The organism is Mesorhizobium sp. WSM4935, assembly GCF_029625735.1.
Lineage (GTDB): Bacteria > Pseudomonadota > Alphaproteobacteria > Rhizobiales > Rhizobiaceae > Mesorhizobium.
Window position 1 is genome coordinate 144,895 of the sequence record NZ_JARTVR010000009.1, and the last position, 12,459, is coordinate 157,353.

Consider the following 12,459-nt stretch of genomic DNA (forward strand, 5'->3'; position numbering starts at 1 on the left):
TGCGGCCCGGCTGATGCGGCTTGTCGTCGATCTCACGAGCATGGCGCGCTGGCTCGGACCTCCGGTCGGCCTGGTTCGCGTTCAGCGGCATTACAGCGCGGCGGCGGCCGCGTTCAACGCCTCCGAGGTGGCGTTCACCGTGTTCGACCCGATCGACCGGGTCCTCAGGCAGGTTTCACCGCAAATGGCGGCAGAGATTATCGCCGGCGATATCTCATGCGACATGAGTTTCTATCCGGACCCGGCGCGCATCAAGACGCGGTTTTACGATCGCTGGCCCAACTGGGTGCGGCAATTGCTGATGGCGATCATAAAGCCGCGCCGTGTCCTGATAACGGAAATCGGCGCGTTCACCCGACACAATCCGCACAGCAGTCTTGTTCCTTTCCTTGAGCGGATCGAAAACCGCCTGATGAAGGCAAACGAGCGGCGGCTGGTCGCTCGCGACGACGGGTCACGCGTCCGCATCGTGCCGATGCGGACGGTGGCTGGCGACACATACAAGCCGGCGTCAGGCGACCATCTGCTCTTGATGAACAATGACTGGTCGCACACCGATATCGAAGCCATTTCGCGCGAGGCGCGTTCCGCCGGCGCAAAGCTTATCGTGCTCTTGAACGACATCATCCCGATCCAGTTTCCCGAATGGTACAAGCCGCATGACGTCAAGCGATTCAGGCACTATGTGGATTTGGCGATCAGGCTGGCCGACCGGTTCATCCTGACGTCGAAGCGGGTCACCGCCGATATCGAGGACCATGCCGCCAAGCTCGGCGTCCGCCTGCCGGAGCTGAGGCATGTCCCTCTCGGCTGCGACAGCGCCCGCAAGTCGAAGGCGGACGGCCGCTTGCCGGACGGGCTCGAGACGGATCGCTACATTCTCTTCGTTTCCACCATCGAGCCACGCAAGAACCATTCGCTGCTCATGCATGTCTGGCGCCGCCTCGTCCTTGACGGAACGGTCGCGCGCAGCGGCATGAAGCTGGTTTTCGTCGGCCGCAGCGGCTGGATGGTCGAAGAGGTCCTGGCGAAGCTTCACAGCCATCCGGACTACGGCAAGAGCCTTGTCCATCTCGACAACGTCGATGACGCAACGTTGTCCCGTCTTTATCGCAACAGCGCGTTCTGCGTGTACCCGTCGCTCTACGAAGGATACGGGCTGCCGCCCGTCGAGGCCCTGGCCTACGGAAAGGCGCTGATTGCCTCGACGGGCGGAGCCATCGCCGAAGTGGTCGGCTCGTCGGGACTCTGCCTTGATCCGCTCGATGCCGAAGGATGGGAAAGCGCCATGCGCGGCTGGATCACCTCACCCTCAGCCCGTGCTGCGTATGAGGCGAAGGCCACGGAATTCGTGGCGCGAAGCTGGGAGCAGGCCGGCCGGGAGACGCTGGAGGCGGTGCTTGCGCCATTCGCGGACGAAGCTTGGCCGTCGCGAGAACGACCGCCTTTACGGTCGGGGACCGCCGCCCGCCCGTAGGTTCGGCCCGTGTTGCTGGACGGACAATACTATTGGGTTTAGCTTTCTCTCACCGTACAACCGGTGGTGAATTTCGAGGGAGATGAAACCATGACTCTGCCAAGTGACGCTCTCAAGGACACGATCGGCCAGACGCGGGACAAGTGGGGATGGTTCGTTGCGCTCGGCGTGTTGCTGCTGATCTTCGGCGGCATCGCTTTCGGCAATCTGTTCATCGCCACTGTCGCCTCTGTCTATGTCGTCGGCTGGTTGATGCTGATGGCAGGCATCATCGAGATCATCCATGCCTTCGGGGTCAAGACCTGGGGACGTTTTTTCTATTGGCTGCTGAGTGGCCTGCTCTACGCCGTCGCCGGCTTTTTCGCCTTCTACAACCCGTTGCTCGCCTCCGCGGTGCTGACGCTGCTATTGGCGATTGCGCTCGTCGCTTCGGGGCTTCTGCGGTCCTGGGTGGCCTTCAATCACCGGCCACATGAAGGCTGGGGGTGGCTGCTCGCGGCCGGCATCATCACCATTCTGCTCGGCCTGATGATCGCCATGGGTTGGCCGGTGAACAGCCTCTGGGTGCTAGGCATATTCCTGGCGATCGACCTGGTGTTCCAGGGCTGGAGCTTCATCGCCATCGGACTGGCGCTGAAGCGATAGAAGCAACAGGACGATCTAGAACGCGATCTCGGCGTCCAGTTGCGAGAGCGGGCGCACGCCCGCCAGCAGCGCCCTCGCCTCGGCCTCGTCGTTTTTCATCTGCGCCACCAGCGCCTCGAGGCCGTCGAATTTGAGCTCGGGCCGCAGGAAGCCGAAGAACGAAACCTGGCATGTCTCTCCATAGAGATCGCCGGAAAAATTGAAGACATATGTTTCGAGCAGTGGCGCACCATTGTCATCGACGGTGGGACGGCGGCCGAAGCTGGCGACGCCGTCATGAAGCGTGCCGTCGGCGCGACGGAAGCGGACGGCATAAATCCCTTCCTTCAAGGCCGCTTCCGGCGAAAGCCGCATATTGGCGGTCGGGAAGCCGAGAGTGCGGCCAAGCTGCTGACCGCCGATCACCTCCGCCTCGACGGTGAAACGGTAGCCGAGCAGGCCGGCGGCCTCCTCCACCTTGCCCTCGGCGAGCAGTTCGCGGATGCGGCTCGACGAGACAACCTCGGCGCCTTCATCGCGGAAGGCGTCGACCAGCGTCACGCCGAAGCCGTGCCGTTCTCCGGCCGCCATCAGAAAGGCCGGACCACCCTGGCGGTCCTTGCCGAAATGAAAGTCGAAACCGGTGACGGCGTGGCGGATGCCGAGGTTCTTCTCCAGCACATCGGTCACGAAAGCCTGGGGCGAGAGCGAGGCAAAATCGCGCGTGAACGGCTGCTCGACCAAAGCGGCAAAGCCAAGTCCGGCGAGCAGCCGCGCCTTCATCGGCGGCGGCGTCAGCACGAAGAGCGGCACCTGTGGCCGGAACACCTTGCGCGGATGCGGCTCGAAGGTGAGCACCAGGGCGGGCACGCCGCTGCGGCGGGCTTCGCTCAGCGCGCGCTCCAGGACGGACTGGTGACCGCGATGGACACCGTCGAAATTGCCGATCGCCACGACGCCGCCGCGCAGGTGCGCGGGCAGCGGCGCGACCGCCGAAAGACGTTCGAAGGCTTGCTTCATGTCGAGGCGCCCGTCATGGCCAGACCACCAACCTATTGCAGACGCGGAATGACGGCGACCGGCCGGTAGCCGTGCTTTTCAAGGAAGCCCGCCAGCCTTTCCGGATCGGGCCGCAGCGGATCGCCATAGTCGCGAGCGTGGATGCCGCCGGAGACATAGAGCACGTCGAAGCCGTTGTCGGCCGCGCCCTTGACATCGGTCATCATGCCGTCGCCGATGGCGAGGACTTCCCTGCGCTCGACGGTGCGGCCGAGAAGGCCAGCGACCTCCTTCATGGCGACATCGTAGATCGGCGCGAAGGGTTTTCCGGCAATCAGCGTGCGGCCGCCCAGTTGCGCGTAATCTCGCGCGAGCGCGCCGGCGCACCAGATGGTGCGCTCGCCGCGCTCCACCAGGATGTCCGGATTGGCGCAAATGAACGGCAAATTGCGGGCCCGCAGCCGCTGCAGCAATTCGGCATAGTCGGCGGGTTTCTCGACCTCATCGTCATAGAGGCCCGTGCAGACGATGCCGGAAGCCTCGAATTCCTCGACGAGATCGACGTCGAGCCCGTCATAAAGGGTGAAATCGCGCTCGGGACCAATGTGGAAGATCTTCCTGGGCCCTTCGGCGATCAGGTCGCGGGTCACGTCGCCGGACGTAACGACCCGGTCGCAGGCATCGGTTGGAACTCCGATGACCTTCATCTGGGCGACGACGTCGGCGCTGCGACGCGGCGAATTGGTGATCAGCACGACTGGCACATTGGCCGCGCGCGCCCTCGCAAGCGCCGCCGCCGCGGCCGGAAAATGCCATTCGCCATTGTGCACGACGCCCCATACGTCGCACAGGATGGCGGCGTAACGCCCCGCCAGATCGTCGAGCGAAGCGATGATGTCAGGCGAACCCGCCATGCCATGTCCCTGATTTCGATCCCTGACAAGACCGCGACAGCCATTCTTCGGTTCAGACGCCGCCACGGCCGGTCCCGCATAACCGAAGCGCTTCATCCTGTCACGAGCTTTCCCGGTCGCCAGCTGTCGAGGTGGTGCCGCAGCCTCGCAAAGACAGGGTTAACGCGCCGTCAAAAGGCGGCGCGTTGTTGATCGTTTCGCGCAAGCTGAAATTTAACGATTTATGACCATGGTAGCACACCAACTACGACCATGGTCGTATTCCAGCATGGGTCCTTGGCGGGGGTAAGCACAATGATCCGCGATTTTTTTTGCGATAGGCGTGGAAACTACGCCTTGATGACTGCCATCACGATGATACCGCTGATGGCGGCGTTGCGTTGGCGGTCGACTATACGGAGTTGGTGCGCGAGCGGCAGGAGACGCTCAACGCGCTTGACGCCGCCGGCATTGCGACGGCACAGCAGATCGTCGCCGGCGCCAGCGATGCGGAGGCCAAGGCCTATGCCAAAACCTTCTTCGAGGCCAATCTCAGGCACGTCCTTCCGGCGAACACGACGCTGACGGTAACCCTGCCGAGCAACAATGCGGGCGGCGGCACGCTCATTCTCGAGGCCGCGCTGAAATACAAACCTTATTTCCTGCCGGCCGCAGTGGCGCTGCTTGGCGGAACCCAGGGTCAGACCACCGTCAACTTCTCGGCCAGGTCCGAGATCCGCCTCAAGAACACGCTGGAAGTGGCGCTGGTGCTCGACAATTCGGGCTCGATGACCGAGCTCGGGCATGGCTCGAACCAGGTGCGGTTCGATCTTCTGAAGAGTGCCGCCAAGCAGCTGGTCGATCAACTGGCCGGTCAGGCGCAATTGATGAAGCAGGTTTCCAGGCCGGTTCAATTCAGCCTGGTTCCGTTCGCCGCCTCGGTCAATATCGGCTCGGCAAACAAAGACGCGGCCTGGATGGATCAAGACGGCATCTCGCCCATCCAGCACGAGAATTTCGACTGGACGACGATGACCCAGGAGAATTCGCCCTGGCCCCAGAGATATGTCGAGAAGGTCGGCGGCATCTGGTATGCGCGCGGCACCGATTGGGACACCACCCAAAAAGACAAGCCGCTGACACGTTTCTCACTCTACAAATGGATGCAGCGAATTTCGGCCTGCACCAAAGACCGGAACAACGTTTGCACGTCCAACATGACCTACGCGCCGATTGCGAGTTGGAGCGGCTGCGTCGAGTCGCGCCCCTACCCTTATAACATCCTGGATACGCCCGCCTCGACCTCGACGCCGGCGACATTGTTCGTGCCGATGTTCGCTCCTGACGAAACCGACAATACCGATGGCAACGGCCGGCCGGCAAACAACAACTGGCACCTCGACGTGCTGAACGACACCGACAACGGCAAGCGCCAGAAATACATGCCAAAATATTTCAACTACGGCACCAAGGTTACCCCCGCCTACGGCTCGAATGCCGGTCCCAACACCAGTTGCAGCACGACCGCGATCACCCCGCTTACCGATGTCTCGACCTCAGCCGGCGCCACCACGGTAAAGAACGCGATCGACGCCATGGTCGATGTCGGCGCCACCAACGTTCCGGAAGGCATGGCCTGGGGCTGGCGCACGCTTTCCAGCACCGCTCCCTTCACCGAAGGCCGAGCGGAGACGGAGAAAGGCAACGACAAGGTGCTGATCGTGCTTACCGACGGCGCCAATACGTATTACACGCCGACATCGGTGGTCGCGCAGAGCTACTCGGGCTCGAACTCCAACAGCGGCGGCAACGATCTTGCCGGCAACAAGGCCATTTATTCCTCGTTGGGCTATCCTGCCTATGGCACCGGCACGAGCAGCCAATCGAAGCCGTTCGGAAGCACATACACCTATGGCCGGCCGTTCCTCGGCACCAGCTCCAGCGTCAGCAAGACCGATTATTCGAATGCCAACTACACGAAGGCAATGAGCGAGCATTTCGCCGCGCTGTGCGATAATGCGAAGGCCGCCAACATAATCGTCATGACCATCGCACTCGACCTCGACTCAAACAACACCGCCGAAGCGGCGCAGATGGCTGCGCTGAAAGCCTGCGCGTCGGACTCGCGTTTCCGCAAGGACCCGACCGATCCGAGCAAGCCGGCGAAGCTATTCTGGAACTCGACCGGCGCCACGCTGTCGGACGACTTCAAGGCTATCGGCAACGAATTGTCGAACCTGCGCATCGTCAGTTGATCGCGCCCGACGAACGATCGACGACGCCCGCCCAGGCGGGCGTTTTTCATCGTAGGCATGCTGTCATAATTGGCTTGGTTAGCGATTGGTGAAGTCGCCGTTAAGCAATCGACCAGTTTGCCAAACCGGTCCTTCAGCGTTTTGTGGAAGTGTGGTCCGACAGAGAATCCGCCGGCGGGGGGCCGCTTCAACTACAATGCGCAAATCCTGGCATCAATTCTGCCGTGACCGCCGCGGCAACTATGCGCTCATGACGGCAGCCGCCATGGTGCCGCTGATGGGAGCGGTGGCGATAGCCGTCGATTTCAGCGAGCTCAACCGCCAGAAGCAGATGGTGCTGAACGCCCTCGACGCCGCCAATTTCGCTGCCGCGCGGCGGCTTGCCGAAGGCGCCACCGACGATCAGATCAGGGCCTACGCCGTCGACTTCTTCAACGCCAACCTCAACAGCATCGACCCCGCCAATATCTCGCTCAACATCACGCTGCCGACCAACCAGGCCGGCGGCGGCCTGCTTACGATGAGCGCGACGCTGAACTACCGTCCTTACTTCTATCCGTCCTCCTCGCTGCTTGTCGGCGCATCCACGATCGATGCGAACAAGTCAATCAACCTCGCCATGGATTCCCAGGTGAGGCTGAAGAACACGCTGGAAGTGGCGATGGTGCTCGACAATTCGGGCTCCATGACAACGCCAGGCACAGGCACGGGACAGAAGCGCATCGACTTGCTCAAGCAGGCCGCCAAGCAACTCGTCGACACGCTGGCGCAGCAGGCCTCGCAGATCAAGCAGATCGATAAGCCGGTCCAGTTCAGCCTGGTACCGTTCGCGGCCTCGGTCAATGTCGGGCCGGACAACGACAACGCCCCATGGATGGACACCTACGGGCTATCACCGGTCGCCAATGAGAATTTCGACTGGTCGACGCTGAATGCGCCGGACAAATACGCCCAGAAGACCAATGGCATGTGGTATAAGAAGGGTACCGGCTGGGGCACGGAGGAGGGCCAGATACTGACCCGCTTCGAGCTCTATCGGGACATGAAGGTCGTCACCAGCCACGAACGCATCGCTGGCAGCAAGCGCGTCGTCTGCGACGAATATCGCGACAACCACACTTGCAAGCGCAGCCACGACGAATACGACTATATCGATACTTACGGGCCGTTCGCCAGCTGGCAGGGCTGCGTCGAGGTCCGGCCTTACCCTTACAATGTCGACGACACGCCGGCATCCGGCGGTCCCAACAACACCGGCATTGGCGTCGGAGACCCCGCGACGATGTTCGTGCCGATGTTCGCTCCGGACGAACCCGGTAACCACTGGTACGTGACCCAGGACCCGGATGAGCCGAGGCCGGTGACCTATGGCGCGGCCAACAGCTGGTGGAACGACGATCCGTCGAGCACCACCGGCAAGACGCGCCAATCCAACATGGCCAAGTATTTCATGCCCCGGCCGATCAATGCGCCGGTGCTGTCGAAGGGGGCCGGCCCGAACTACAGCTGCACCACCACGCCGATTACGCCGCTCACCGACGTCACAACCTCGGATGGGCTGGCGGCCATCAAGGCGGCGATCGACCTGATGCAGCCCAACGGCAACACCAATGTGCCCGAAGGCATGGCCTGGGGCTGGCGCACCGTCTCCAGCGCCTCGCCCTTCACCGAGGGGCGGCCGGAAACCGAACGCGGCAACGACAAGGTGGTCATCGTGCTCACCGACGGCGAGAACACCTATTCGACGGTCAATCCCGACCCGGCCGGCAACAAGTCGACCTATGCCGCCTATGGCTATACCGGCGTCGGCTATAACGGCACTTCGGTCACCCGCCTGTTCGGCGGCACATCGAGCACCATCGGCCAGTTCAACTATTCCTCGAGCAACTACACCGCAGCGATGAACGAGCAGATGGCGAAACTGTGCGGCAACGCAAAGGCGGCCAAGATCATGGTGATGACGGTCGCGCTCGACATGTCGTCGACCAGCGCAAGCGACCAGAAGGCGATGGCCGCGCTGAAGGCGTGCTCTTCCGATTCCCGCTTCCGCAAGGATCCGACCGATCCCAGCAAACCGGCCAAGCTGTTCTGGAATGCGACCGGCGCAACGCTCTCGGACAACTTCAAGGAGATTGCCAACGAGCTGTCGAATTTGCGGGTGGTCGGGTAAGCCCGCCTTGCGCTGGCGCAACAGGCTCTGACCGCCAAGCCCCTTGCGAGTTCCCGCGAAGCGGCGCACATCTCGGGCCGTTCCGGAGGTCCCATGCCCGACGCCGCCAACCATCTCACCTTCGCGCTGATCTGCCTCGGCATGGTGCTCACGCCTGGGCCGAACATGATCTACCTGATCTCGCGCTCACTGTCGCAAGGGCCGAAAGCCGGGCTGATCTCGCTCGGCGGCGTGGCGCTGGGCTTCCTGGTCTATGTGGTCTCGGCAGCCTTCGGCATCACCGCGCTCATCTTCGCCGTGCCTTACGCCTATGACGCGCTTCGCTTGGCCGGCGCGCTCTATCTGCTGTGGCTTGCCTGGCAGGCGCTGCGGCCCGGCGGGCGCTCTCCGTTCCAGGTGCGCGAGCTGCCCAGGGACCGGCCGCGCAAGCTTTTCGTCATGGGGCTGATGACCAACCTGCTCAATCCGAAGGTGGCCGTGCTCTATCTGTCGCTGCTGCCGCAGTTCATCAATCCGGCCAAGGGCCATGTTCTGTCGCAGCTTCTGGTGCTCGGCGTGACGCAGATTTCGATCAGCCTCACCGTCAACGCCATCATTGCGGTGACGGCCGGCTCGATTGCCACCTTCCTCGCCGGGCGGCCCTTCTGGCTGATCGTGCAGCGCTGGATGATGGGCACGGTGCTGACGGCGCTGGCCTTGAAGATGGCGACCGAGGCGCAGCGTTAGGTGCATTGATATTCAGGTGAGGCCGGGCTGCGAATGACGGCTGTCCGCGCTTCCGGTGCTCACGTACTTGAGTACGCTCCGCTCCGGTTCTCGACAGCCATCATTCTCGATTCGGCCTGACCTGAATCTCAACGCACCCGGGCGACCCTTGAGATTTCTACATCGGCCGGCGCACCGGCCGGATCTGCTCCGGCTCGACCACCTTGCGGTATAGGTGCCAGGTCGCGTGACCGAGGATCGGCATGACGACAGCAAGGCCCGCAAACAGCGGGATCGAGCCGATCACCAGCAACACGGCGACCGTCAGGCCCCAGAGCGCCATCGTCAGCGGGTTTGCCATCACCACACGGGCCGAGGTTTCGATCGCCGAGACGGCGCCGACGTCGCGGTCGAGCAGCAGCGGGAAGGCAATGACCGTGGTGGCCAAAACGACGACGGCGAAAACGAAGCCGACGGCGTTGCCGACCAGGATCAGCGTCCATCCCTTGCCGGTCGTCAGCAGGTCGCGCAGAAAAGCGCCGACCGAAGCGGGCGGCTCGGCGCCGAACAGGCTGGTATAGAGGGACTGCGCGGTGAATAGCCACAACAGGAACAGCGCGAAAAGCAGGATGCCTATGACCGCGATCGACGGCAGCGCCGGCGAATGGCGAACATCGAGCGCATGATGCCAGCGGCTGCTCATGCCGAGCTCGCGCCGGCGGCTGATCTCATAGAGGCCGATGGCCGCGAATGGCCCGATCAGCGCGAAGCCCGACATCAACGGATAGACGAGCTGGATGGCGTTGGAGCCGGAGCTCCACCGCGTCAGGATCAGGCCGACGATCGGATAGATCAGGCACAGGAACACATAGTGCGACGGCTTGGCCCAGAAATCCTCGGCGCCGAGCCTCAACGCATCCCAGAGATCCGACGTGGTGATGTGGCGCACCGTGGGCTGCACATGCATCCCATGCGCGTCCGCCATGACATGAAAACCGGCCATAACCGTCCTCCGTTTCGTGCGGGGGGCGGTCACCGCCAGGGTGGCCGCCCGTGGCTGCCACTTCATGAACAGGGCGATCATAGCCGATCTTCCAGGGAATGTCGCCGCATAACGCGATTTTCAACGCCTGCCCGGCAAAAGCCACGATCGCCGGTATCAGAGGCCTATGACCAGCCTGATCACCGATTCCCGCAATATCGACAGACGCACATTGCTCACGGCCGCCGGCCTTGCGGCACTCACCACTATCGCCGCCTGCACCAGCGTCTCGCTGCCGACCGGCGAAGGCGCCGGCGTGTCGTCCTCCGCCACAAGCACGTTGAGCACGATCCGTTCGTCTGCCGGACTGCCGGCCCTGATTCCAGACGCCCAGCTCGAGCAGGCGGCGCTGCAGCAGGCCGGCTACATGGCGTCGCGCGCCCGCATGAGCCACACCACCGGCTGGGGCAAGGATTTCGCCTCGCGGATGAAGGATAACGGTGTGCGGGGTGCCGCAGGGGAGAACATCGCCGAAGGCCGCTTCGATCAGCACAAGCTGTTCGACATCTGGATGCATTCGGACGGCCACCGCCGCAACATGCTCGACCCGGACTTCAGCCGCTTCGGACTGGCCTATGTGCGCGACGGCCGCGATCCTGCCCTGCGTTACTGGGCGCTGGTGCTGGGCAGATAGGAGGCCGGCTTTTGCCGGGTCAGTCCATATGGGCTGCGGGCGCTCCGCCCGGCGGCGCTGCCTTGGGCTTGCGCAGCAGGATGACGAACGGGATCGCGACCAGCGTCATAACCATCAGGATTTTGAAGTCGTTGATGTAGGAGATCATCATCGCCTGGACATTCACCGCGCGGTCGACCTGCGACAGGGCCGCCGGGTCGCCGGCGGCGGCCGCCGGAGAGGCAGCCCACAGGTTCGGATTGTACGGATTGATGAAGGCCGACAGCTCGGTGTGGTTGATCTGGGTGTTGCGCACCATCAGCGCCGCGACCACCGAGACGCCGATCGAGGAGCCCAGATTGCGCACCAGGCTGAACAGCGAGGTGGCGTCTGTGCGGTGGCGTGCGTCGAGCGTGGCGAAGGCGACCGCCGACAGCGGCACGAACACCATGCCCATGCCGAGACCCTGGATGACTCCCGAGGTGATGATCAGCCAGTTGTCCATCTGCGGCGTGAAGCTCGCCATGGTGTAGAGCGACTGCGCGGTGAGCAGAAAGCCGATGGCGACGAGGATCCTGGCGTCGATCCGGTGCATGATGCGGCCCACGACCAGCATCGAGATCATCGTGCCGATGCCGCGCGGGCCAAGCACCACGCCGATCGTCACGGTCGGATAGCCGAAAATGTTGGCAAGCATCGGCGGCAGCAATGACATCGAGGCCAGGATCAGCACACCCATGACGAAGATGAAGCCCAGGCCGGTCACGAAATTGCGGTCGAGGAAGATCTTTGGATCGATGAAGGGATGCTCTGATGTCACCGTATGGATGATGAACACCCAGAAGCCGGTGAGCGACAGGGCGAGCTCGATCCAGATCTCGGCCGAGTTGAACCAATCGACCTCGCCGCCGCGGTCGAGCAGAAGCTGCAGCGCGCCGACGCCGAGCGAGAGCATGGCGAAGCCGAAGAAGTCGAAGCCGCGCACGCGCTTGGCGATGACAGGGAGATAGGCGGCCATGCCGAGGAAGGCGAGAATGCCGACCGGCAGGTTGATAAAGAACACCCAGCGCCAGTTGAAGTTTTCCGTCAGCCAGCCGCCGAGCGTCGGCCCCAGGATCGGTCCGAGCATGATGCCGGCGCCCCAGATCGCCATCGCCTGGCCGTGGCGCTCCTTCGGGTTGATGTCGAGCAGGAAGGTCTGCGACAGCGGCACGATGGCGGCACCGAACACGCCCTGCAGCAGGCGGAACAGCACCATCGTCTCAAGGCTCCAGGCCAGGCCGCAGAGCATGGAGAAGATGGTGAAGCCAACGACGGATACAAGGAACAGTTCCTTGCGGCCAAGCCGGTCGGCGAGCCAACCGGTGACCGGCGTCATGATCGCCGCGGCCACGATATAGGAGGTCAGCACCCAGTTGATGTTGTCGGGCGAGGCGCCGAGGTCGCCGGTCATGGTCGGCAGCGCGACATTAGCGATTGTGGTGTCGAGCGCCTGCATGATCGTCGCCAGCATCAGCGCGACCGTGATCAGTCCGCGATGCGGCACTTCCTTGAAGGGTTCGGGCGTGCTCATGATGCTGAACTTCCAGCAGGTAACAAAAACGTGTAGACTGGGCTTCTGGGCGGCAAGCCTTCCGTTGAGAGACCCTCATCGCGGTGGGACGCGACTATCGATGTGGGG

Annotated in this window: 9 protein-coding genes and 1 pseudogene; 6 read left to right on the forward strand and 4 right to left on the reverse strand. The window is 63.0% G+C overall.

Features of this window, described 5'->3' with window-relative positions; genetic code table 11:
• Positions 1-13 precede the first annotated feature (13 nt).
• Positions 14-1,477 carry a glycosyltransferase family 4 protein gene (locus tag P9273_RS20710; RefSeq protein WP_278050560.1) on the forward strand — a complete coding sequence of 488 codons (1,464 nt, stop codon included), beginning with the start codon at positions 14-16 and terminating at the stop codon, positions 1,475-1,477.
• Positions 1,478-1,567: 90 nt separating this feature from the next.
• Positions 1,568-2,122, forward strand: a complete 555-nt coding sequence (locus tag P9273_RS20715; protein ID WP_041001091.1) for an HdeD family acid-resistance protein — start codon at positions 1,568-1,570, stop codon at positions 2,120-2,122.
• Positions 2,123-2,137: 15 nt separating this feature from the next.
• Here the strand turns inward: P9273_RS20715 and P9273_RS20720 are convergent, their stop codons facing one another.
• Together P9273_RS20720 and P9273_RS20725 are read right to left on the reverse strand one after the other, a co-directional pair.
• The gene (locus P9273_RS20720) at positions 2,138-3,121 is read right to left on the reverse strand and encodes a bifunctional riboflavin kinase/FAD synthetase (protein WP_278050561.1); all 984 of its coding nucleotides are present in this window, start codon (positions 3,119-3,121) and stop codon (positions 2,138-2,140) included.
• Between the two features lie 32 nt (positions 3,122-3,153).
• Positions 3,154-4,014: a TIGR01459 family HAD-type hydrolase gene (locus tag P9273_RS20725; RefSeq protein WP_278050562.1), complete on the reverse strand. Its 861-nt coding sequence runs from the start codon at positions 4,012-4,014 to the stop codon at positions 3,154-3,156.
• Positions 4,015-4,308: 294 nt separating this feature from the next.
• Here P9273_RS20725 and P9273_RS20730 point away from each other — a divergent pair.
• The 3 genes and pseudogenes from P9273_RS20730 (at position 4,309) to P9273_RS20740 (ending at position 9,144) form a co-directional block, all read left to right on the forward strand.
• Positions 4,309-6,248, forward strand: a pseudogene (locus P9273_RS20730) (pilus assembly protein TadG-related protein).
• A 196-nt stretch (positions 6,249-6,444) separates the two neighbouring features.
• Positions 6,445-8,418, forward strand: a complete 1,974-nt coding sequence (locus tag P9273_RS20735) for a TadE/TadG family type IV pilus assembly protein (RefSeq protein WP_278050563.1) — start codon at positions 6,445-6,447, stop codon at positions 8,416-8,418.
• Positions 8,419-8,511: 93 nt separating this feature from the next.
• Positions 8,512-9,144 (forward strand): LysE family translocator, encoded by a 633-nt coding sequence (locus tag P9273_RS20740; RefSeq protein ID WP_278050564.1) that lies wholly within the window; start codon positions 8,512-8,514, stop codon positions 9,142-9,144.
• 157 nt (positions 9,145-9,301) lie between these two features.
• On the opposite strand, the gene P9273_RS20745 is transcribed toward P9273_RS20740, so the two are convergent.
• A complete protein-coding gene (locus P9273_RS20745; protein ID WP_278050565.1) occupies positions 9,302-10,126 on the reverse strand; it encodes a DUF2189 domain-containing protein in 825 nt (274 codons plus the stop codon).
• Positions 10,127-10,292: 166 nt separating this feature from the next.
• Here P9273_RS20745 and P9273_RS20750 point away from each other — a divergent pair, with 166 nt between their 5' ends.
• Positions 10,293-10,799: a CAP domain-containing protein gene (locus tag P9273_RS20750; RefSeq protein WP_278050566.1), complete on the forward strand. Its 507-nt coding sequence runs from the start codon at positions 10,293-10,295 to the stop codon at positions 10,797-10,799.
• A 19-nt stretch (positions 10,800-10,818) separates the two neighbouring features.
• On the opposite strand, the gene P9273_RS20755 is transcribed toward P9273_RS20750, so the two are convergent.
• A complete protein-coding gene (locus P9273_RS20755; protein ID WP_278050567.1) occupies positions 10,819-12,351 on the reverse strand; it encodes a DHA2 family efflux MFS transporter permease subunit in 1,533 nt (510 codons plus the stop codon).
• Between the last annotated feature and the right edge of the window lie 108 nt (positions 12,352-12,459).